The organism is Thioclava sp. F36-6 (assembly GCF_002020305.1).
Taxonomy (GTDB): Bacteria; Pseudomonadota; Alphaproteobacteria; order Rhodobacterales; family Rhodobacteraceae; genus Thioclava; species Thioclava sediminum.
The window spans coordinates 258,666-278,905 of the sequence record NZ_MPZX01000001.1 but is presented as its reverse complement, the minus strand read 5'-3'; the positions used below and the strand labels follow the sequence as shown (position 1 = coordinate 278,905).

Genomic DNA, 20,240 nt, shown 5'->3' with positions numbered 1-20,240 from the left:
CCGTTCACTCTCTGAACTGGGTGTCCCCGTGATTATAGGGCTGCTGCTGGATCATCAGCACGCCGGAATTGTCGTCGGGATCGTTGTCGTAGTGATCCTTTTCCGTCACGCCCGGCAACTGCCCGAACGCCTTCGACAATTTCAGCGGCGAGAAGGTGAAGGGCACCTTGTCGTGCAGCCACGGCATGTCACGCAGCGCGCTCGACACCGAATCCGCGCACATCATCTTGTTGACCGAGCCGTTGCGCTCCACGCGGGCCATCAACTGATCGGCCTGCGCCATCGTGATCGGAAGCTTCTGGGCGCGGACATACCAGCTCTCGCGGGCATGGTAGTCGATGTAGAATTTCCGCATCTTCTCGGTAATGCCGAAATGCACATCGTGGCGCTCGGGCGCCCAGGGATGGTTCCAGGTGCCTGCCGGATCGAAGATGATCCGCTCACGCCCGTTGATCAGCAACGACGAGTGACCGCCCGACCCGGTATTGGTCGAGATCACGGTATAGAGCGTAACCGAGGGCGGCTCGTCGGAAACATAGCGATATTTGGCGACCTCGGCATCCGAGGCATAAATGTTATCCGCCCCGCAGCCAGCCAGCAAAAGCGGCAGCATCAGGCAGACAAGAAGCACGCGCATCATCTGCCCGATCTCCCGTTCCCAAGCGTGTCTCTTTCAGCTGCCGCCGGTCGCGTCAGCCGCCTACAAGGGCGAGAAACACCAGAAAGCAGATGATCACAATCACCGAAACCGTAACGAAGCGAACAAATCCGTTGAATGTTCTCTCCTGGTCACGAATGTCCATGTTGCCCGGTTTATACTCGGCCATTGCGCGTTCTCCCTTTTGCGCTGTCTCCCAGAGGGGAAACTAGCCGAGCCGCGACAAGCTGTCACGCCTCGTCTTGAGGCTTCGCGCCTTCAGACGCATTTTCTTCCTCCAGCGCGCGGGCGAGCCGGAAGCCGATCCGGCGCGGCGCTTCGTCCGCGACCGGTTTCGGCTGCGCGATCAGCATCACGTTGAGCTGGTTCACATGCTGGATAAGCTGCGTGCGCGCGCCGTATTCGTCGGTGCCGTAGAAGGTGAGGATGTCGGGGTCGAAAAAGCCGATCCCCTCGATCTGCAGCACGCCCGCCTCGCCGCCGGTGAGGCCAAGCACGACTTCCTCGTCTTCCTGCAGCTGCTCTTCGAAGTTCTGGATATAGAGCAAAACCCGCTCATAGGCCCATTGCGCCGGGCTCTTATCCTCGGGCCGTCCGCGCGCCAGCTCGGGCGGAAGCGGTTTGACCTCGGCGGTCTTGGGCGCGTTCTCCGAGGTATGCACCACCTTCGCATTCGGAAGGGCGGCTTCCTCATGGGCTTCGGCGGTGGTGCGTATCTCGGTCATTTCAGGCTCCAGAGCCAGGCGCCGTCCTCTCGCAAGGTGCGGCTCACCTCCCCTTTGTGCCAAAGATGGTTGAGATGCGCCATCGCTTCGACCATCGCGAGCCCGTGGGTGCTCTCGTCGATCTGGCGTTTGAACAGCGGCGGGAAGCACTCGCAGGCGGTGCGCGGGGTGTCGAGGTGCTTGCGCAGACGTTTCAGCGCGCCCTCGTGGTTCTCGATCATCTGGCGCAGCCGCAGCGGCAGCCCGGTGAACGGCAGCTTGTGGCCGGGCAGCACGAGGTGGCGATCCTCCGCGATCTCGGCAAACCGCGCGCAGGAGGCCAGCCAATCGGCCAGCGGATCGGCCTCGGGTTCGGTCGCATAGACGCCGAGATTGGCCGAGATCGAAGGCAGCAACTGATCGCCGCCCAGCACCAGATCGTCTTCCAAGCTCCACAGCGTCGCATGTTCGGGCGCGTGCCCGTCGCCCATCTTCACCGCCCAGCGCCGCCCGCCGAGGGTGATCTCGTCGCCCTCCACGATCCGGGTGAAGCCAAGCGGCAGCGCATGCACGCAATCGGCGAAGTTGAAGGGCCGTTCGTTGGCGCGCTTGTCCAGAAGCGCCGGGTCCATCCCGGCGCGCCGGTAATAGGTCAGCGTCTCGGCCACGGGCCGATCCTGCGGGTCGAGTTGCAACATCCGCGCGAACAGCCACGAGGTCCGGGTCGTTATCAGCTCCGCGCCCTGCTCCTGCAGCCAGCCCGCCAGCCCGATGTGATCCGGGTGGTAATGCGTCACCAGAACCTTGGTGACCGGCTTGCCACCCAGCGGACCATCAATAGCCGCCTGCAGCGCGGCGCGACATTTGCGCGTGTCGATGCCGGGATCGACCAGCGCCCAGCCATCGCCCTCATCGAGCGCGAAGCAATTGACGTGATCGAGCGCCATCGGCAGCGGCAGACGGATCCACATCACCCCGGGCGCAACCTCGATTGCCCCGCCCGGCTCGGGCGGTTCCGCCCAAGGATAGCGGATGCCATTCATCGACACGCGGGCGTCCTCGCCCCTCATGCCTCGAGGTCTTCGACGCTCAGCGCGTAAAGCCCTTCCGCCCCTTCCTTCGCCTCGGCCAGCGAGGCCGCATAGGCAGGCATCAGACGGCGGATATAGACGGCAGCCAAGTGACCCCGCGCGGAATCGCGGCCCTCGGCCATCGCGGCGCGCAGGTGGTAATAGCCACCCAGCACCCGCGCGAAGGCGTCGAGATAGGGCACAGCCCCCGCGAAGCGGTCCTGCGTGCCTTGGCTGACCATCCATTCGGTGTGCTCGCGCAGCTCCTCGGCCGCCTGCCAGACGTCTTCGGCCAGCACCGGGAAATCGCCCCGCGCCCCCTGCGCCTCGTCCTCGATCTCCTGCAGCAGACGGAAGGCGGCCTTGCCCTCGTCCATCATCTTGCGGCCGACAAGGTCCATCGCCTGAATGCCGTTGGTGCCCTCATAGATCGTGGTGATCCGCACATCGCGCAGATATTGCGCGGCACCGGTTTCCTCGATGAAGCCCATGCCGCCATGCACCTGCACGCCGGTCGACGCCACGCGGATGCCCATATCGGTGCCGTAAGCCTTCGCGATCGGCGTCAGCAGCGCCGCGCGGGCCTGCCAATTCGCATCACCCGTCGCACGCCCCATGTCGATCGCGACGCCACAGGCCAGCGCGATCGAACGTGCCGCGAAAATCTCGGCCTTCATGCCCGCCAGCATCCGGCGCACATCGGCATGCTCCACGATCGGCGCAAACTGCACCCGGTCCTTCGCATAGGCCAGCGCCTGCTGATAGGCGGCCTCGGCCACGCCGATGCCCTGCGCACCCACGTTCAGACGCGCGTTGTTCATCATCGTGAACATCGCGGCCATGCCCTTGTTCTCCTCGCCGACGAGCCAGCCGGTCGCACCCTCATAGCTCATCACACAGGTGGGCGAGCCGTGGATGCCCAGCTTGTGCTCCAGCGAGACCACTTTGAGCGAGTTGGCGACGCCCGGTTTACCGTCGGCATCCGGGATCAGCTTCGGCACCATGAAGAGGCTGATGCCCTTCGTGCCGGGGGCCGCATCGGGAAGACGCGCCAGCACGAGATGGCAGGTATTCTCGACGCAATCATTATCGCCCCAAGTGATGAAAATCTTCTGCCCCGAAATCGCATAGGTGCCATCATCGTTCGGCACCGCCTTCGTCTTCAGCGCGCCCACATCCGAGCCCGCCCCCGGCTCAGTCAGGTTCATCGTGCCAGACCATTCGCCGGAGATCAGCTTGGGCAGATACAGCGCCTTGATCTCGTCGGAGGCGTGGTGCTCCAGCGCCTCGATCTGGCCCTGCGTCAGCAGCGGGTTGAGCTGCAGCGAAAGGTTCGCGCCCGAGAGCATATCGTTGAAACCGACATTGAGCGCCTGCGGCAGCCCCATCCCGCCATGCTCCGGGTCCGCCGCGATGCCGATCCAGCCGCCCTCGGCCAGCGCCGCGAAGGCCTCCTTGAAACCGGCGGGCGAGCGCACAACGCCGTTCTCCAGTTTCGCGGGCGTCAGATCGCCGTCGCGATTGGTCGGCGCGATCACCTCGTCGCAGAGCTTGCCGCCTTCGGTGAGGATCGCTTCGACCATATCAGGGGTCGCCTCAGCAAACATCTCGGTGGCCGCGACCGGTGCGAGCGGCACGACATGGTCGAGAATGAAGCGAATATCGGTGACGGGGGAACGGTAAGTCATGGGTCTCCTCCGGGCAGCTTGGCAATTGCCGCGCGCGCGTCTATGTCCTGTCGGGTTGCCGATACCCTACCGCAAGGGCAGCCCCCTTCAACTCCAACGCTGCGTCACGACTGCATGAGCCAAGACACGAAACTCCTTTCCGCCGATGCCGAGGGCTATGCGCAGGCAGCCGCCCTGCTGCGCGCGGGCGAACTGGTCGCAATGCCGACCGAGACGGTCTACGGGCTTGCAGGTGATGCGCGCAACGACCGCGCGGTGGCGGCGATCTTCGCGGCGAAGGGGCGTCCGAAGTTCAATCCGCTGATCGTGCATCTGCCGTCGATCGAGGCCGCGGAAGAGATCGCCGTGGTCTCCGACGATGCACGCCAGATCGCCGCGCGCTACTGGCCGGGACCGCTGACGCTGGTGCTGCCGCTGCGCCCCGAGGCCGGGCTCTCCGATCTGGTGACGGCCGGGCATGACACGGTCGCGATCCGCCTGCCCGCGCATCCGGTCGCCCGCGCGCTGCTGACCGAATTCGGCGGCCCGCTCGCCGCGCCCTCGGCCAACCCCTCGGGAAAGATCAGCCCGACCACGGCGCAGCATGTGATGGACGGGCTCGGCGGCAAGATCGCGGCGGTGATCGATGGCGGCCCCTGCGAGGTCGGGGTGGAATCCACCATCCTCGCACTCGATCCGCCCGCGCTGCTGCGCCCCGGCGGGGTCGCCGCCGAAGAGATCGAGGCGCTGATCGGCCAGCCCCTGCCCACCGGCGGCGACGCGGCCAAGCCCAACGCGCCGGGGCAACTCAAATCGCATTACGCGCCGGGCGCCGCCGTGCTGCTGGATGTGACCGCCCCGCGCCCGGATGCGGTCTGGATCGGCTTTGGTGGCGATTGCCCAACCGCCGATCTGAACCTCTCGCCCGCAGGCGATCTGACCGAGGCGGCGGCGAACCTCTTCGCGATGCTGCGCAAGGGCGATGCGCTCGCCCAGACGCGCGGCCTCGCCACGCTCGCCTTCGCCCCGATCCCGGAGACCGGCCTCGGGCGTGCGATCAACGACCGCCTGCGCCGCGCGGCTGCCCCGCGCGACTGATCGCCTCTTCGTGTTGGCTTAAATATCCCGGGGGTGAGGCGCGGACGCGCCGAGGGGGCAGAGCTCCCTACCCAATCACCCCTTACGCGTGCCCCGCCGCAGCCGAAAGCGTCCGGGGGTCGATCCCCATGCCTTCGAGCGCGCGCACCCATTTGGTCTCATGCTCGGCATCGAGCGCGAGATCGGCGTCGCTGTCGGCGGTGAGCCAGCCATTGTCGAGGATTTCCTCCTCCAGCTGCCCCGGTCCCCAGCCCGCATAGCCAAGCGCCATCAGCGCCTGGTTCGGGCCACGCCCCATCGCGATATCTTCGAGAATGTCGCGCGTACCGGTCATCCGCAGCCTATCGGTGACTTCCATCTGGCCGTCGCCGGTCGTCCAGTCGGGCGAATGCAGCACGAAGCCGCGCCCGGTTTCGACCGGACCGCCAAAAAGGATCGGCTGATCGAAGCGAATATCCTCACCGGGCCGTTCGATATCGAGGCTTTCGAGAAGGTCCGAGAAGGCAGGCGTCGGCAAGGGTTTGTTGATGATCAGCCCCATCGCGCCCTCATCGGAATGGGCGCAGACGGCGATCACCGAATGCTCGAATCGCGGATCGCCCATACCGGGCATCGCGATCAGAAACTTGCCTGTCAGGTCCATCTCGCTCCCCTTCGCAGTTGCATCCCATCTCTTTTCAAGGTGGCGCGAGCGGCGCGTCTATTCAAGCCAGACGCAGGAATTGTTTCGCATTGCCGCGCGCCGGGACAAAATGTTGCACGCTTCTGTCGCGTTTGTGACTTCTGAACGTGCAGCGAAGCGACTAGGTAAAACATATGACACGTTTGTTACCAGTCATGGGGATCCTGCTCGGCTGCTGCCCGCTCGGCGTGGCGGCCCAGGAAGCTGTTGCGCAGATCGCCGCGCAAGAGCAGGTCGCGCCGCAAGACGCGTCGATGCCCGCACTGCCGACGCCTCCGGGGCTGGAGCAGGCGCAGCTGCGCGCAGGCGGAAAAGGCGCCAACGGCACCCGCATGGCGGCGCTGGAGATTGCGCTCGCGCCCGGCTGGAAAACCTATTGGCGCTCGCCGGGCGATGCGGGCATCCCGCCGCAAATCCAGTTCACCGGGTCGAGCAATCTCGCCTCGGCCGTGGTCCACTGGCCCGCGCCGGAAGTCTTCCTGTCCTCCGGTATGCGCACCGTCGGCTATCACGACGGCGTCGTGCTGCCGATTTCGGTGACGCCGAAAGATCCGGGCAAGCCAGTGCAGTTGAAAGCCGATGTGATGATCGGGATCTGCGACAATATCTGCGTGCCGGTCAGCCTGCATCTGCAGACCGAGGTCACCGGAGACGGCACGCCCGATCCGAAAATTCAGGCGGCGCTCGCCCGCGAGCCGCGCAAGATCGACCCGCAGACGCGCTGCGAGACGGAGCCGATGAAGGATGGAGTCCGACTGACGGCGCGGGTCGATTTGCCGCCCGCGATCGGCACGGAAAACGCGCTTCTGGAACTCGCCTCGCGCCCGGTCTGGGTCTCCGAGGCCGACAGCCACCGCGAGGGCGACACCCTCGTGACGAGCGCCGACTTCGTGCCGCCGGACGCGAAGCCCTTCGACCTCGACCCCAGCGATCTGCGCATCACCGTGCTCTCGGATCGCGGCGCGGTCGAGATCATGGGCTGTACCGAGTAATCAGTTCTCTCAGAGATCAGGCGTGTCAGGCTTCCGGCGGCGGCCTGTGGCGGATATGGCCGCGCAGCAGCCGCGGCGCGATCAGCCCCGCCCCCATCGCCACCATCCCCGCGATCAGCGCAAAGCCTCCGAAGGCGGGCATCAGGGCCTGACCCTCCCACATCGCACGGCCCAGCGTGAGCGCGAAGCCCACGGCCATCAGCGCCGCGACCCCGGCCAGCACGGCGCGCAGCCGCACGACCCGCACTCCGTGACGCACCGCCTGCACCTGTCGCCCGAAATCGAGCTGCACCGCGAGCACCGCGGGCACGACCAGCAGCACGATGATCATCCCGAAGCCCAGACCGTAGACCAGCGTGATGACGGTGGATTTCAGGAACAGAGCCGAACTGGATTGCTCGTAGAGAAGCGGCGCGAGGCCCAGAACCGTCGTCAGCGTCGTCAGCAGCACCGGGCGCAGACGATCCGAGACTGCATCGACGATGGCGGGCACGATCCCGCGCTTCTCGGCATATTCGTCGACCGTGGAGATCAGCACGATCGCGTCGTTGATGATGATCCCGATCATCCCGATCCCGCCGACCACGGCGAACATCGACATCGGCAGGTTCCAGACATAGTGCCCCCAGATCGCGCCGACCGCGCCGAAGGGGATCACCGACATCACCACGATCGGCCGCGTCCAGCTCGCGAAGATCCAGGCCAGCACGATGTAGATGCCGATCAGGCACATGATCAGCCCGATCATCGCGTCGTTCATAAAGTCGCGCTCCTGCTCGGCCTGCCCGGTGAGCGTATAGGCCACGCCGCGTTCTTCGGAGATGCGGGGCAGGATCTCGTCGGAGATACGCGCCAGAATTTCGTTGGCCCGCGCGGGATCGTCTTCGGAAACATCGCCCGTGACCGAGACCTGCCGCACGCCATCCTCGCGCCGGATCGTCGAAAAGCCCGTCTGGCTGCGCACCGAGACGATATCGGCCAGCGGCACCCACTCGCCGCCGGGCGCGCGCAGCTGCATCCGGTCGATGAAATCGGCGGCCAGCTCTTCCTCGGGCAGTTCCACACGGATCGTGGCCGAGCGCACCCCGTCGGGGAAGCTCGCAGCCTCGGTGCCGTTCAGACGTGCGCGTAATTCGCGGCCCAGCGTCGCGATGTCGAAGCCCAGCGCTTCGCCCTGCGGGGTGAGATCGAGGATCAGCTCCTGCTTGTCATAGGCGAGGTTGTCCTCCACCGCCGAGACTTCCGGGAATTGCGCAAGCTGCGTCTTCAGGTCTTCGGCGGCGTCTTTCAGGATGCGCGTCTCGTTGCCCGAGAACTGCACCGCGATCCCGTCCCCGGCGCCGCCGGAGCGGAAGCGGCGGAAGCTGATCTCTTCGACCAGCGGCAGGCGCGGGGTTTCGGCCTGCAGCCGCGAGACGAAATCGAAGCTGGAATAAGGCCGGTAATCGGGATCGATCACCTCGATCGAAAGCGAGCCGAGAAGATCGGCATCCTTGGTATCGGCAGAGGCCAGCCCCCGGCCCGATGCGCCGCCAATCTGCCCGATCGCGTATTCGACGGGGTTCACGCCGTATTCGTCCTCGAATTCCTTGGCGACCATGGTCACGGTCGCCTGCATCGTGCGCATCATCTCTTCGGTATCGGCCCGGGTCGCGCCCTCGACCATAGAGAAGGCGCCGTTCACCGTCGATTGCTCGGGCGGGTTAAAGAAGCGCCACTGCACCTTGCCCGACATCACGAAGCTGACCTGCCATAGCAAAAGCGCGATCGCCGCCGCGATCACCGGGTAGCGCCCGATGACGATCAGCCGGGTGAGCGGCTTCATCACCACGCGGCGGAACCAGTCGAGCCCGCGGTTCACCTGCCGCGAGGGCCAATCGTACCACTTGCCTTCGGAGGTGTGGCGCAGCGCGTGACTCATGTGGTTCGGCAGGATCACGAAACACTCGATCAGCGAGGCGGCGAGCACCGCGATCACCGTATAGGGAATATCGACGATCATATTGCCCATGCGCCCGCCGATCACGGTCAGCCCTGCGAAGGCGATCACGGTCGTCAGGGTCGAGGCGAAGACCGGGGCGGCCATGCGCCGCGCGCCGTTCTCGGCGGCGAGCGTGGGATGCTCGCCCAGATGGCGCGCGCGGAAATCGGCATGCTCCCCCACCACGATGGCATCGTCGACCACGATCCCCAGCGTCAGGATGAGCGCGAAGATCGAGATCATGTTCAGCGTCATGCCGGTGAAATACATCACCGCCAGCGCCGCAGCCATCGAGGTCGGGATCCCCATCGCCACCCAGAAGGCCGTGCGCGCATTGAGGAACAAAAACAGCAGCACCAGCACGAGGCTCAGCCCCAGCACCCCGTTGCCCACCAGCAGGTCGAGGCGCTGTGTGATTGCGTCGGACCGCGTGCGCACCAGATCCATCGTGGTGCCCGCAGGCAGGGTCGGCTGCATCTGGTCGATCACGCCTTCGACCTTGTGCTGGATCGCAATCGCATCGCCCGCCGCCGAGCGCGCGACATTGATCACCACCGCTGCGTTGTCACCGACGAAATAGGCCCGGTTCCGGTCGCCGCCTTCGACGCGGATATTGGCGACATCGCCCACGGTAAGCTGCGAGCCGTCCGGTTCGGTGCGGATCACGAGGTTCTCGATCTCGGGAGCGGAGCGGCGTTCTTCGCCCGTGCGCACGCGCGTGGCGCCGCCCGCCACCTCGCCCGCCGGATCGGTATTCGCCTCGGCCGAGATCACGTCGATGATCTGGGTCAGCGTCACGTCATGCGCCATCATCGAGACGGTCGGCACTTCGACGACCGTCTCTGGTGCCGCGATCCCGGCAAGCGAGGTGCGCGTGACGCCCTGCTGATAGAGCCGCACCACCGCCTCGTCGCCCAAGCGGCCCAACTGCTCCGGCGAAAGCGGCCCGGTGATTACCAGATCGGTCACCGTGTCGCGCCAGACGCCGCGCGCCACTTCGGGCTCCTCCGCGCCCTCGGGCAGATCGCCCGCCGAGGCCAGCGCGTTCTCGACATCATTGACCGCGCGGGACATGTCCCAGTCGGGTTCGAAATCGAGGCTGATCCGCGCCGAGCCTTCCGAGGCGCGGCTGTCCGAGGCCTCAACCCCTTCGACCGAGATCAGCGAGGGCTCGAGCACCTGAACGATCGCGCGGTCGACCTCCTCCGCGCCTGCGCCGTCCCATTGCACCGAGACGGTGATCGATTCCTCGACCGAGTCCGGGAAGAACTGCGCGCGCATCCGCGGTAGGGCGACGAGCCCGGCGCAGATCATCACGACCAGCACGATGTTCGCCAGCGTCGCGTGGCGGGTGAAGAGGCCGATCAGCCCGCGGCCGGGCGGCAGCTCTCTGGGATCGAGGCCAGACGCCATCTCAGCCTCCGATCCGGGATTCGAGCTTCTCGACGGTGGCGACGGGCACCTCCTCCTGCTTCAGCTCGGCAAGGAAGCGTTTCTTGGCGTTGTCGGGCATCGCGGTATTCGTCTCGACGAAACTGACCAGCTTGGCGCGGCGCTCGGGCTCGAGCTTGATCGTCTCGGGCTCGGTGGCCGCCTGCGGCTGACCGGGGCGCATCGGGCGCAGCTTGATCCCGCGGCCCAGAAGCGGTGTGCGCTCGGCCACGATCTCGGTGCCGGGCGCGAATTTGGCGCGGATGATGACCGCATCGCCCTGACGGCGCAGCACGGTGACATCGGCGCTTTCCAGACGATCCTCCGGGCCGAGCACCAGAACCGTGCTATCCGCATCGACCGCTGCCGCAGGGATTTCCGCGACATTCTCGAGCGCGGGCTCTTTCAGGCGGACGGTCACGAAATCGCCCGGACGCAAATTGCCCAAGCCGTCGGTGACGCGCGCAAACAGCAGGCGCCCCGTCACCCCGTCATCGACCGCCGCCGAGACGCGCGACAGCTCGGCCTTGGCGGTCAGCGTCTCCTCGCCTGCGACCAGTTCCACCCCTACGGGCAGATCGCGCAGCGCGCCTCGATCGTCGATCAGGCGCGCGAATTGCGCGGTCGAGACGCGGAAGGCGATTTCCAGCGCGTTGGGATCGATCAGCTTGCCCAGCATCTCGTTATTCGACACCAGCCCGCCCGCGACCGCGTTCACCTCGGCCAGACGTCCCGGGAATTCGGCACGAATTTCAGTATCGGCCAGTTTGCGATCGGCTTCGGTGAGGCTGATCTTGGCGCGGGTCAGCGAGGTGCGCGCGGTATCGAGCTGTGCCTGCGCGGTCGACAATGCCGAGCGGCGGTTCAGCACCGCCTGATCGGCCGCCGAGGCCGCCAGTTCCGAGGTCTCCAGATTGGCCGCCGAGCCGACGCCCCGCTCCGAGAGCGAGCGCTGCCGGTCGAGCGCCTTGAGCCGCAGGTCCGCCTGCCGCTGCGCCGCTGTCACATCGTCCTTCGATATGGCCAAAGCGCGTTCCGCCTGCGCAAGCGCGGCCTCTGCCTCGGCCACGGTCGCCGCGGCGCTGTCGCGCGCCGCCTGCGCCTCCGCCGGGTCCAACTTGACCAGCAACTCGCCCTTCTCGACCTCCGCGCCATCCTCGAAATCGGGGGCAAGCTCGACAATCGTGCCCGCCGCCGAGGCGCGCAGCTCCAACTCGCGGGTTGAGCGCACCTCGCCATAGGCGGTCAGCACGGGCGACATCGTCTTGAAGGTGACCGGGATCACATTGGCCGCGAAAACCCGTTCGCGCGCGGTGGGCGCACGCCCGTTCTCGGCATTGCGGGCCTGCATCGCCTGAAAGATCGAGAAGCCGCCCATCGCCAGCAGGCCGACGGTCAGCGCCAGAAGAAACAGCCCCATCAGGGAGCGGGTGAGAAAGCGCATGGCGTCTCCGATCTGTCGTCAGTGCTGCGGGCGCTCGCAATTGCCCACGGTCGCGCGATTTCCATGTTACCTTGCCGAAATAGGTGCAGGGAATGGTTATCTCTACGCGTCACGGCGCCACGTCCGTCACTTTTTCACGAAAGCGCGACCGTTTGGCGCGGTTTACGCCTGATCGAGACGTGCGCGAATTTGCAGAAGATCGGCCCAGGCTTCGCGCTTGGCGGCCGGATTGCGCAGCAGATAGGCCGGGTGCGTCATCGGCAGCGTGGGCCGCCCGAAGGCCTCGGCCCAGGTCCCGCGCAAGCGCAGGATGCCCCGCTTGCCCAGCGCCGCCGCACAGGCGGCATTGCCCATCAGAACGATCAGGTCGGGATCGGCCAGATCGACATGGCGGGCGAGGAAGGGCAGCATCTGCGCGATCTCGGCAGGCGAGGGATCGCGATTGCCCGGCGGACGCCAAGGCAGGACATTGGTGATATAGAGTGCCGCCTCGGCATCGGGCGATTGCCGCGAGAGACCGATCGCGCCGAACATCTTGTCGAGAAGCTGACCGGCGCGGCCCACGAATGGCAGGCCTTTCTGGTCCTCCTCGCGCCCCGGCGCCTCGCCGATGATCATTACCCGCGCGGCGGGCTTGCCATCGGCAAAGACCGTGTTGCGCGCCCCGAGCTTCAGATCGCACATATCGTAGGAGTCGATGGCGGCGCGCAGTGCTTCGAGCGTTTCGGCCTTGCCCGCGGCATCGCGTGCGACGACGACCGGATCGGGACCCTCGATCTTCGCCATCTGCGCGACCGGCGGCAACTCCCGGTCCGGCGCGGGCGCGGCCTCGGGGGCCTTCGCCTTGGCTTGCGCGGATTTATCGGGCAGCTCGTAGCAATCGACAGGCGTATCGCCGATGACCGTATCGACGCCCATTTCCAGCTGCCATTCGAGGGCGGCCAGAGCGGCGTGATAGTCGAGTTCCGGGGTCGGCTGAGTCTCCATTGCGCGACCCTACCTCATGGGCGCTGCGACGGTAAAGCGGCTGGACGCCCGCCCCCCCGTTTGCCATAAGCATCGAAGTCTAACCGGAGCATCGCGCAATGGCTTTTCGCCCAAGGCACCTGCTGGGGATCGAACATCTGAGCCCCGAGGATATCCTCACCGTTCTCGACCTCGCCGAAAAATATGTGGATCTGAACCGTCGCACGGTGAAAAAGACCGACGCGTTGGCCGGGATGACCGCGATCAACATGTTCTTCGAGAATTCGACGCGGACCCAATCCAGTTTCGAGCTTGCAGGCAAGCGGCTCGGGGCGGACGTGATGAATATGTCGATGCAGACCTCGTCGGTGAAGAAGGGCGAGACCCTGATCGACACCGCACTGACTCTGAACGCGATGCATCCCGATCTGCTGGTGGTGCGGCACGGTTCGTCCGGCGCGGTCGATCTTCTCGCGCAGAAGGTCGAATGCGCGGTGATCAATGCAGGCGACGGCAAGCATGAACATCCCACGCAGGCGCTTCTGGATGCGCTGACGATCCGGCGCGAAAAAGGCCGGATCAAGCGCCTCACCGTCGCGATCTGCGGCGATGTCGCCCATAGCCGCGTCGCACGCTCCAACCTGATCCTGCTGGGCAAGATGGAAAACCGCGTGCGCCTGATCGCGCCGCCGACCCTCATGCCCTCGGGCGTGTCCGAATTCGGCTGCGAGGTCTATCACGACATGCGCGAGGGGCTGCGCGACGCCGATGTGGTGATGATGCTGCGGCTTCAGAAAGAGCGCATGGATGGCGGCTTCATCCCCTCCGAGCGCGAATATTTCCACCGTTACGGGCTGGATGCCGAGAAGCTCGCCTTCGCCAAGGAAGATGCGATCGTCATGCATCCCGGCCCGATGAACCGCGGCGTCGAGATCGACGGCACGATCGCCGACGACATCAACCGCTCGGTCATTCAGGAACAGGTCGAGATGGGCGTGGCGGTGCGCATGGCGGTGATGGACCTCTTGGCGCGCAACTTGCGGGCCGAGCGCGGGCGCGCGCTCACGGAGGGCACCTATGTCTAAGATCGAGCGCGACGAAGTTCTCAACTACCGCCCCGGCCCCGAAAGCGAATTGCCGCTGGACGAGGGCGAGAAGGTTTTGGCCGTCTTCACGGCGGACAAGAAACGCTACTGGACCGATCACGCGGTGCTGGCGGTGATCGGCGCGGTGCTGATCTCGACGGTGCTGTTCTGGCTCGGCAAGCCCGATCAGGTGGTGATCGCGAGCTTCGCCGTCGTGGTCGGTATGGCGGCGCGCGGGCTCTATTTCCGCTCGGAGGCCTTTGCACGGCGCTGGCAGCTGACGGACAAGCGGCTGATCGGACCGCAGGGCAAGCAGGTGATGCTTCTGCAAATCTCCGGCGTGCGCTCGCTGATGGGCGATGTGCAGGTCGTTACGACGGCGGGCGACAAGCATCTGATCCGCCACCTCGCCGATGCGGGGCCCGTGGTGCGCGAGATCGAGAGCGCGCAGGCCGCGCGCAAACTGGTGGCGAAGTGAGGCACGACGCATGACCCTATTCCTCGAAAATGCCAAACTGATCGACCCCGAAGCGCTGACCGAAACCACCGGAAACGTGGTGATCGACGGAGGCCTGATCGCGGCGATCGGCGATATGTCCGCCCCCGCCGATGCCGAGGTGATCGATTGCGGCGGCAAATACCTCGCGCCCGGGATCGTCGATCTGGGCGTGAAGATCGGTGAGCCGGGCGAGCGCCACATGGAAAGCTTCCGCACGGCGGCGCTGGCCGCCGCAGCCGGGGGCGTGACAACCATCATCGCCCGTCCCGACACGCAGCCCGCCATCGACAATCCCGAGACGCTGGAATTCGTCACCCGTCGCGCGGCGGATGCGCCGGTGCGTATCCTGCATATGGCGGCGCTGACCAAGGGCCGCGACGGGCAGGAGATGACCGAGATCGGCTTTCTGAAAGATGCGGGCGCGGTGGCCTTCACCGATGTCACCCGCGTCTCGGATCAGACCAAGGTGCTGCAACGCGCCTTCACCTATGCGGCCCATCTGGGCGCACTGGTGATCGGCCATCCGCAAGAGCCGGTCCTGTCGAAAGGCACCGCGGTGACTTCGGGCAAATTCGCCTCGCTGCGGGGTTTGCCGGGCGTATCCCCGATGGCCGAGCGGATGGGGCTCGACCGCGATCTGGCGCTGGTGGAGATGACGGGCCTCGCCTATCACGCCGACCAGATCACCACCGCGAAGGCCCTGCCCGCGCTGAGCCGCGCGAAAGAAGCCGGGCTCGATGTGACCGCCGGGGTCTCGATCCACCACCTGACGCTCAACGCGCTCGACGTGGGCGATTACCGGACCTTCTTCAAGCTGACGCCGCCGCTGCGCGACGAGGAAGACCGGCTCGCGGTGATCGAGGCGGTGGCTGACGGCACGATCGACGTGATCTGCTCGCTGCATACGCCCGCTGATGAGGAATCCAAGCGCCTGCCCTTCGAGGAAGCGGCCTCCGGCGCGGTCGGGCTCGAGACGATCCTGCCCGCCGCGATGCGCCTTTACCATGCTGGTCAGCTGACCCTGCCGCAGCTGTTCCGGGCGATGTCTCTGAACCCGGCGAAGCGTCTGGGACTGCCGCAGGGGCGGCTTTGCGAGGGGGCTCCGGCCGATCTCGTTCTCTTCGATCCAGATGCGCCTTTCGTGCTCGACAGGTTTAAATTGCGCTCAAAATCAAAGAATACCCCCTTCGATACTGCTCGAATGGAAGGCAAAACGCTTGCCACATTCGTCGCAGGGGTGCAGGTTTATAACAACAATAACGACTCATAAATGAGGCGAGGGCAGGCTTATGCCGGGAATTGAGAACGGGTCAGCATGGCTCGGGCTGGTGGCTGCACTGGGCTACCTGCTCGGATCTGTGCCGTTTGGGCTCGTTATCACCAAGCTTTTCAAACTGGGCGACCTGCGCAAGATCGGCTCCGGCAACATCGGCGCGACGAATGTCTTGCGCACCGGCAGCAAGAGCGCGGCCCTTGCGACCCTGCTCCTCGATAGCGGCAAAGGCGCGATTGCGGTTCTCATCGCACGCTACACGCTGGGCGAAACCGCCGCACAAGTGGCAGGCGCGGCGGCCTTCATCGGCCATATCTATCCGGTCTGGCTGCGCTTTCAGGGCGGCAAAGGGGTTGCGACCTTCCTCGGCACGATGATCGCGCTGGCTTGGCCCGTCGGCCTTGCGACCTGCGCCGTGTGGCTGGTCACGGCGCTGCTGACGCGGATTTCCTCGCTCGCGGCGCTGGTCTCGGCGGCGGCGACGGTGCCGCTGGCCTATTTCCTCGGCTATCGCGAATTGATGATGCTGGCGGCGGGCCTGTCGGTGCTGATCTTCTGGCGGCACCGCACCAATATCGCGCGCCTCGCGATGGGCACGGAGCCGAAGATCGGCAAGAAGACCTGATCCGTCCCGGACGCGGCCTCAGACGTGCTGGCCCGCGTTCACCTCGATTTCGGTGCCGGTGACGTAGCTCGACGCATCCGAGCACAGGAACCAGATCACATCCGCCACTTCCGACGGCTGACCGAGCCTGCGCAGCGGCAGCTTCTCGACGATCTTCTCGGTGCCCGGGCTGAGGATCGAGGTTTCGATTTCGCCCGGCGCGATCGCGTTCACGCGCACGCCCAATGGCCCGAAATCATGCGCCATTTCGCGCGTCAGCGCCTTCAGCGCAGCTTTCGATGTTGAATAGGCGGCCCCCGCGAAAGGATGCACCCGCAGCCCTGCGATGGAGGTCACGTTGACCACGGCGCCCTGCGCCGCCGACAGTTCCTCGACCAGCCCGCGCGCAAGCACGATGGAGGCGAAGAAATTGACGTGGAAGACCTGCCCCCAGGTGCGCAGATCGGTGTCGAGCGTATTGAGCCGCTCGCCCTCGGGCCCTTTCGGCGAAATCCCTGCATTGTTCACCAGCGCATGCAGCTGCCCGTCGATCCGGCTGCGAATATCGGCGATCGCGTCGATCACCTCGTCGGGCTTGGCGAGATCGACCTGGATGTGATCCTCGCGCCCGCCGCCCCACGGGCATTGCTCGGGGAAAGGCTGGCGCGAACAGGTGATGACGCGCCACCCTTCGGCTGCGAAGCGTTTCACCGTGGCGTGGCCGATGCCCCGGCTCGCCCCCGTCAGCAGCATTACTTTGCGATCATCCATTACTCGAACTCCCCGTCAGCGCGCTCCCGACCCTAGTCGGTTTTGTTCCGAGCGCAACGGCCCCGATTGCGCCCTTCCAAACCCGGCGCGAACGGTCTAGCAAGATGGGACCACCCTGCCCGAGGACCAGCCAGATGAGAAAGCAGACCATGGATCGTGACTGGATCGCCACCGCCCGCACCCTCTCGGAAGCCTTGCCCTACCTGCAACGCTATTCCGGCGCGGTGGTCGTGGTGAAATTCGGCGGCAACGCGATGGGCGACGAAGAGGCGATGGCCGATTTCGCCCGCGATATCGTGCTGATGCGTCAGGTCGGCATCTTCCCGGTCGTAGTGCATGGCGGCGGGCCGATGATCAACGAGATGCTGGGCAAGCTCGGCATCGAGAGCCAGTGGGTGCGCGGCAAGCGCGTGACCGACAAGGCCACCGTCGAGGTGGTCGAGATGATCCTCTCGGGCCTCGTCAACAAGCGCATCGTGCAGGCGATCAACGATCAGGGTGGCCGCGCGGTCGGTATCTCCGGCAAGGATGACGACCTGATGGTCTGCGAGGCGGACGATCCCGAACTGGGCTTCGTCGGGCGCCCGGTCGAGATGAACGTGCAGGTGATCCGCGACCTCTATAACGCGGGCATGATCCCGGTGATCGCCCCGGTCGCGACCGGCATGGCCGATAACGAGACCTTCAACGTCAACGGCGACACCGCAGCTGGCGCCATCGCGGGCGCATTGCGCGCCGATCGCCTGCTGCTGCTGACCGATGTGGCGGGCGTGAAGAACAAGGCGGGCGAGGTGATGACCCAGCTCACCCCCGAGGACGTGACCGCCCTGATCGAAGACGGCACCATCGCGGGCGGCATGATCCCGAAGGTCGAGACCGCGCTGAAAGCGGTCGAAGAGGGCGTGCGCGCGGTGGTCATCGTCGACGGGCGCGTCGCCAATGCCTGCCTGCTGGAGCTGTTCACCGAACATGGGGCGGGCTCGATGATCCGCTCGACCGAGCCGCGCGTGAAACCGCGCAGTGAGTGAGACGCCGCCGGTAATCGCGGCCCTCGCCGCGGCGCTGGCCCCGCACCGGCTCTTCGTGTCGGGGCTGTTGCATGAGGATGCTGAGACGATCGCGCTGATCTCGCCCGACGAGCCGGGTTTCTGGGATCACGTCACCGCTCAGCCGGAATTCGCCGAGGACGCGCCCGATCCGCTCGACCGCTGGTCTGCGCGGGTCATCGGCACCCTCGCACGGCAATTTGAAGCCCGCGCGCTTTTCCCCTTCACCGGCCCGCCCTGGCAGCCTTTCGTGAGCTGGGCCGTGAAAAGCGGACAAAGCTTCGCCTCGCCGGTCCACCTGATGTGCCATGCGCATATGGGCCTCTGGGCTTCGGTGCGGGGCGCGCTGGCCCTGCCTGGCTTGCTTCCCCTGCCCGCGCCCGCCGCCAATCCCTGCGTCGGATGCCCCGCGCCCTGCGCCACCGCCTGCCCGGTCGATGCGCTCAAACCCGACGGTTACGACACGGAAAGCTGTCATGCGCATCTCGACCGCCCCGAAGGCGCGGCCTGTCGCGATCACGGCTGTCTTGCAAGACGCGCTTGCCCGGCAGGTGAAAGCTATGGCAGGCTGCCTCAGCAATCCGCATGGCATATGAGGCAGTTCCACCCATGACACCGCTCGGCTATCGCCGCCTGATCCTGACCCGCCATGCCAAATCCAGCTGGGACGACCCGGCGATGGAAGATCGTGATCGCCCGCTCAATGCGCGCGGACGCGCGGCTGCGCTCGAATTGGGCGATTTCCTCGCCTCGCGCGGGCTGGAGCCGGAAGAGGTGCTCTGCTCCTCGGCGACGCGCACCCGCGAGACATGGGACCGCGTGGAGCGCGCGGTGATCGAGACGCGGCCGGAGGTGAGCTATGTCGAGGATCTCTACCACGCAGCCCCCGAGATGATGCTGCAGGTCCTGCGGACCGCTACGGCGCCGACCGTGATGATGCTGGGCCACAACCCGGGCATCGCGGAATTCGCCCATCGCCTGCCTGCACGCGCCTTGCACGACCCCGATTTCCGCCGCTTCCCGACCTGCGCCACGCTGATCGTCGATTTCCAGATCGACAGCTGGGACGAAGTGCAGCCGGGTCAGGGATCGGTGCTCGATTTCTTCACGCCGACCCGGCGGGGCTGAACACGGCTTTTCCCTCCCGTGATCGTGACGTTAGGGCACGGTTTTCTATGGCCAGCCGCGCGCCTGTGCCCTATCTCTCTGGCGTAATCATCACAGGAGGGTTTCCATGTCCGCTCAAACGCCGAAACGCATCGCCGTCACCGGGGCTGCCGGTCAGATCTGCTACGCGCTGCTGTTCCGCATCGCCAAGGGGGATGTCTACGGTCCCGATCAGCCGGTGATCTTGCAGCTTCTGGACCTGCCGCAGGCGCTCGACGCGGTGCGTGGCGTGGTGATGGAGCTGGAAGACTGCGCCTTCCCGCTGCTCGCCGGCACCGTTGTGACCGATGATCCGGTGACCGCCTTCACCGATATCGATGCCGCGTTCTTCGTGGGCTCGCGCCCGCGCACCAAAGGCATGGAGCGCCGCGACCTGCTGTCGGCCAATGCCGAGATCTTCCGCGTGCAGGGTGAAGCGCTCGACAAGGCCGCCAAGCGCGACGCGAAATGCGTGGTCGTCGGCAACCCGGCCAACACCAACGCGATGATCCTCGCAGCCAACGCGCCGAACTTCCCGACCGAGAACATCACCGCGATGATCCGGCTCGACCATAACCGCGCGCTGACGCAGTTCGCCTCGAAGGCTGATCTGCATGTCGACGACATCGAGCGCTTCGTGGTCTGGGGCAACCACTCGCCCACCATGTTCGCCGACTGGACCGAAGCCGAAGCGAAGGGTCGCAAGCTCTCCGAGATCATCGGCGACGAGACCTGGTATCGCGAGACGCTGATCCCGCAGGTGGCCACCCGTGGCGCGGCGATCATCGAAGCGCGTGGCGCGTCCTCGGCTGCCTCCGCCGCCAATGCCGCGATCGATCACATGTATGACTGGATCCACGGGACCGACGGCAAATGGGTGTCGATGGCCGTGCCGTCGACCGGCCTCTACGACATCCCCGAAGGGCTGATGGTGGGCCTGCCGGTGATCTGCAAGGACGGTCATTACGAGCGCGTCGAAGGTCTGGAATTCAACGATTTCCAGAAAGAGATGATGGCGCGCACCGTCGGCGAACTGGAAGAAGAGCGCGAAGCGGTTTCCGACCTGCTTTAAATCGGACTTGAATATAGAAAAGGGGCGGCACGAGTATTCGCGCCGCCCCTT

General features: G+C 65.7%; 20 protein-coding genes. 10 read left to right on the top strand and 10 right to left on the bottom strand.

Annotated elements, in window-relative coordinates:
- Nucleotides 1–4: 4 nt before the first annotated feature.
- The 5 genes from BMI88_RS01355 to BMI88_RS01335 all read right to left on the bottom strand — a co-directional run bounded on the left by BMI88_RS01355 (nt 5) and on the right by BMI88_RS01335 (nt 4,120).
- Nucleotides 5–640, bottom strand: coding sequence for a hypothetical protein (locus tag BMI88_RS01355; RefSeq protein ID WP_244176559.1), 636 nt, complete (start codon nt 638–640; stop codon nt 5–7).
- 52 nt (nt 641–692) lie between these two features.
- On the bottom strand, nt 693–827 hold the full coding sequence (locus BMI88_RS01350) for an aa3-type cytochrome c oxidase subunit IV (RefSeq protein ID WP_078545360.1): 135 nt from the start codon (nt 825–827) through the stop codon (nt 693–695).
- Between the two features lie 61 nt (nt 828–888).
- The gene (locus BMI88_RS01345; protein WP_078545358.1) at nt 889–1,383 is read right to left on the bottom strand and encodes a DUF6173 family protein; all 495 of its coding nucleotides are present in this window, start codon (nt 1,381–1,383) and stop codon (nt 889–891) included.
- A complete protein-coding gene (locus BMI88_RS01340; protein ID WP_246831793.1) occupies nt 1,380–2,432 on the bottom strand; it encodes an MBL fold metallo-hydrolase in 1,053 nt (350 codons plus the stop codon). Before BMI88_RS01340 ends, BMI88_RS01345 begins: the two co-directional genes overlap by 4 nt.
- Nucleotides 2,429–4,120 carry an acyl-CoA dehydrogenase gene (locus BMI88_RS01335; protein ID WP_078545356.1) on the bottom strand — a complete coding sequence of 564 codons (1,692 nt, stop codon included), beginning with the start codon at nt 4,118–4,120 and terminating at the stop codon, nt 2,429–2,431. The genes BMI88_RS01340 and BMI88_RS01335 overlap by 4 nt, the downstream gene beginning before the upstream one ends.
- Before the next feature lie 114 nt (nt 4,121–4,234).
- Here BMI88_RS01335 and BMI88_RS01330 point away from each other — a divergent pair, with 114 nt between their 5' ends.
- Nucleotides 4,235–5,197 carry an L-threonylcarbamoyladenylate synthase gene (locus BMI88_RS01330; protein ID WP_078545354.1) on the top strand — a complete coding sequence of 321 codons (963 nt, stop codon included), beginning with the start codon at nt 4,235–4,237 and terminating at the stop codon, nt 5,195–5,197.
- Between the two features lie 82 nt (nt 5,198–5,279).
- On the opposite strand, the gene BMI88_RS01325 is transcribed toward BMI88_RS01330, so the two are convergent.
- Nucleotides 5,280–5,840 carry a YqgE/AlgH family protein gene (locus tag BMI88_RS01325; RefSeq protein WP_078545352.1) on the bottom strand — a complete coding sequence of 187 codons (561 nt, stop codon included), beginning with the start codon at nt 5,838–5,840 and terminating at the stop codon, nt 5,280–5,282.
- 173 nt (nt 5,841–6,013) lie between these two features.
- Between BMI88_RS01325 and BMI88_RS01320 the strand changes: the two genes are divergently transcribed.
- The gene (locus BMI88_RS01320; RefSeq protein WP_078545350.1) at nt 6,014–6,871 is read left to right on the top strand and encodes a protein-disulfide reductase DsbD domain-containing protein; all 858 of its coding nucleotides are present in this window, start codon (nt 6,014–6,016) and stop codon (nt 6,869–6,871) included.
- 25 nt (nt 6,872–6,896) lie between these two features.
- On the opposite strand, the gene BMI88_RS01315 is transcribed toward BMI88_RS01320, so the two are convergent.
- The 3 genes from BMI88_RS01315 to BMI88_RS01305 all read right to left on the bottom strand — a co-directional run bounded on the left by BMI88_RS01315 (nt 6,897) and on the right by BMI88_RS01305 (nt 12,714).
- Nucleotides 6,897–10,265, bottom strand: coding sequence for an efflux RND transporter permease subunit (locus tag BMI88_RS01315; RefSeq protein ID WP_078545348.1), 3,369 nt, complete (start codon nt 10,263–10,265; stop codon nt 6,897–6,899).
- Nucleotide 10,266: 1 nt separating this feature from the next.
- Nucleotides 10,267–11,727, bottom strand: coding sequence for an efflux RND transporter periplasmic adaptor subunit (locus BMI88_RS01310; protein WP_078545346.1), 1,461 nt, complete (start codon nt 11,725–11,727; stop codon nt 10,267–10,269).
- 162 nt (nt 11,728–11,889) lie between these two features.
- On the bottom strand, nt 11,890–12,714 hold the full coding sequence (locus BMI88_RS01305; RefSeq protein ID WP_078545344.1) for a uracil-DNA glycosylase: 825 nt from the start codon (nt 12,712–12,714) through the stop codon (nt 11,890–11,892).
- Between the two features lie 98 nt (nt 12,715–12,812).
- On the opposite strand from BMI88_RS01305, the gene BMI88_RS01300 reads away from it, so the two are divergent.
- From BMI88_RS01300 to plsY, 4 genes are read left to right on the top strand one after another with little or no spacing between them, the layout of a single operon-like run.
- On the top strand, nt 12,813–13,778 hold the full coding sequence (locus BMI88_RS01300) for an aspartate carbamoyltransferase catalytic subunit (RefSeq protein ID WP_078540183.1): 966 nt from the start codon (nt 12,813–12,815) through the stop codon (nt 13,776–13,778).
- The gene (locus BMI88_RS01295; protein ID WP_078540184.1) at nt 13,771–14,256 is read left to right on the top strand and encodes a hypothetical protein; all 486 of its coding nucleotides are present in this window, start codon (nt 13,771–13,773) and stop codon (nt 14,254–14,256) included. Before BMI88_RS01300 ends, BMI88_RS01295 begins: the two co-directional genes overlap by 8 nt.
- 10 nt (nt 14,257–14,266) lie before the next feature.
- Complete coding sequence (gene pyrC, locus BMI88_RS01290) at nt 14,267–15,547, top strand: dihydroorotase (RefSeq protein ID WP_078545342.1); 1,281 nt, start codon at nt 14,267–14,269, stop codon at nt 15,545–15,547.
- Between the two features lie 19 nt (nt 15,548–15,566).
- Nucleotides 15,567–16,175, top strand: coding sequence for a glycerol-3-phosphate 1-O-acyltransferase PlsY (plsY, locus tag BMI88_RS01285; RefSeq protein WP_078521757.1), 609 nt, complete (start codon nt 15,567–15,569; stop codon nt 16,173–16,175).
- 18 nt (nt 16,176–16,193) lie between these two features.
- Here the strand turns inward: plsY and BMI88_RS01280 are convergent, their stop codons facing one another.
- On the bottom strand, nt 16,194–16,925 hold the full coding sequence (locus BMI88_RS01280) for an SDR family oxidoreductase (RefSeq protein ID WP_078545340.1): 732 nt from the start codon (nt 16,923–16,925) through the stop codon (nt 16,194–16,196).
- A 149-nt stretch (nt 16,926–17,074) separates the two neighbouring features.
- Between BMI88_RS01280 and argB the strand changes: the two genes are divergently transcribed.
- The 4 genes from argB to BMI88_RS01260 all read left to right on the top strand — a co-directional run bounded on the left by argB (nt 17,075) and on the right by BMI88_RS01260 (nt 20,189).
- Nucleotides 17,075–17,953 (top strand): acetylglutamate kinase, encoded by an 879-nt coding sequence (argB, locus tag BMI88_RS01275; RefSeq protein ID WP_078545338.1) that lies wholly within the window; start codon nt 17,075–17,077, stop codon nt 17,951–17,953.
- Nucleotides 17,946–18,584, top strand: a complete 639-nt coding sequence (locus BMI88_RS01270) for a ferredoxin (protein WP_078545336.1) — start codon at nt 17,946–17,948, stop codon at nt 18,582–18,584. The genes argB and BMI88_RS01270 overlap by 8 nt, the downstream gene beginning before the upstream one ends.
- Nucleotides 18,581–19,099: a histidine phosphatase family protein gene (locus tag BMI88_RS01265; protein ID WP_078540189.1), complete on the top strand. Its 519-nt coding sequence runs from the start codon at nt 18,581–18,583 to the stop codon at nt 19,097–19,099. Before BMI88_RS01270 ends, BMI88_RS01265 begins: the two co-directional genes overlap by 4 nt.
- A 106-nt stretch (nt 19,100–19,205) precedes the next feature.
- Nucleotides 19,206–20,189 carry a malate dehydrogenase gene (locus BMI88_RS01260; protein WP_078540190.1) on the top strand — a complete coding sequence of 328 codons (984 nt, stop codon included), beginning with the start codon at nt 19,206–19,208 and terminating at the stop codon, nt 20,187–20,189.
- Nucleotides 20,190–20,240 lie beyond the last annotated feature (51 nt).

What these genes read in the sequence shown, in the direction of transcription:
- BMI88_RS01355 (WP_244176559.1), bottom strand. Translation starts at nt 640, where the DNA reads ATGATGCGCGTGCTTCTTGTCTGCCTGATGCTGCCGCTTTTGCTGGCT.
- BMI88_RS01350 (WP_078545360.1), bottom strand. Translation starts at nt 827, where the DNA reads ATGGCCGAGTATAAACCGGGCAACATGGACATTCGTGACCAGGAGAGA.
- BMI88_RS01345 (WP_078545358.1), bottom strand. Translation starts at nt 1,383, where the DNA reads ATGACCGAGATACGCACCACCGCCGAAGCCCATGAGGAAGCCGCCCTT.
- BMI88_RS01340 (WP_246831793.1), bottom strand. Translation starts at nt 2,432, where the DNA reads ATGAGGGGCGAGGACGCCCGCGTGTCGATGAATGGCATCCGCTATCCT.
- BMI88_RS01335 (WP_078545356.1), bottom strand. Translation starts at nt 4,120, where the DNA reads ATGACTTACCGTTCCCCCGTCACCGATATTCGCTTCATTCTCGACCAT.
- BMI88_RS01330 (WP_078545354.1), top strand. Translation starts at nt 4,235, where the DNA reads ATGAGCCAAGACACGAAACTCCTTTCCGCCGATGCCGAGGGCTATGCG.
- BMI88_RS01325 (WP_078545352.1), bottom strand. Translation starts at nt 5,840, where the DNA reads ATGGACCTGACAGGCAAGTTTCTGATCGCGATGCCCGGTATGGGCGAT.
- BMI88_RS01320 (WP_078545350.1), top strand. Translation starts at nt 6,014, where the DNA reads ATGACACGTTTGTTACCAGTCATGGGGATCCTGCTCGGCTGCTGCCCG.
- BMI88_RS01315 (WP_078545348.1), bottom strand. Translation starts at nt 10,265, where the DNA reads ATGGCGTCTGGCCTCGATCCCAGAGAGCTGCCGCCCGGCCGCGGGCTG.
- BMI88_RS01310 (WP_078545346.1), bottom strand. Translation starts at nt 11,727, where the DNA reads ATGCGCTTTCTCACCCGCTCCCTGATGGGGCTGTTTCTTCTGGCGCTG.
- BMI88_RS01305 (WP_078545344.1), bottom strand. Translation starts at nt 12,714, where the DNA reads ATGGAGACTCAGCCGACCCCGGAACTCGACTATCACGCCGCTCTGGCC.
- BMI88_RS01300 (WP_078540183.1), top strand. Translation starts at nt 12,813, where the DNA reads ATGGCTTTTCGCCCAAGGCACCTGCTGGGGATCGAACATCTGAGCCCC.
- BMI88_RS01295 (WP_078540184.1), top strand. Translation starts at nt 13,771, where the DNA reads ATGTCTAAGATCGAGCGCGACGAAGTTCTCAACTACCGCCCCGGCCCC.
- pyrC (WP_078545342.1), top strand. Translation starts at nt 14,267, where the DNA reads ATGACCCTATTCCTCGAAAATGCCAAACTGATCGACCCCGAAGCGCTG.
- plsY (WP_078521757.1), top strand. Translation starts at nt 15,567, where the DNA reads ATGCCGGGAATTGAGAACGGGTCAGCATGGCTCGGGCTGGTGGCTGCA.
- BMI88_RS01280 (WP_078545340.1), bottom strand. Translation starts at nt 16,925, where the DNA reads ATGGATGATCGCAAAGTAATGCTGCTGACGGGGGCGAGCCGGGGCATC.
- argB (WP_078545338.1), top strand. Translation starts at nt 17,075, where the DNA reads ATGGATCGTGACTGGATCGCCACCGCCCGCACCCTCTCGGAAGCCTTG.
- BMI88_RS01265 (WP_078540189.1), top strand. Translation starts at nt 18,581, where the DNA reads ATGACACCGCTCGGCTATCGCCGCCTGATCCTGACCCGCCATGCCAAA.
- BMI88_RS01260 (WP_078540190.1), top strand. Translation starts at nt 19,206, where the DNA reads ATGTCCGCTCAAACGCCGAAACGCATCGCCGTCACCGGGGCTGCCGGT.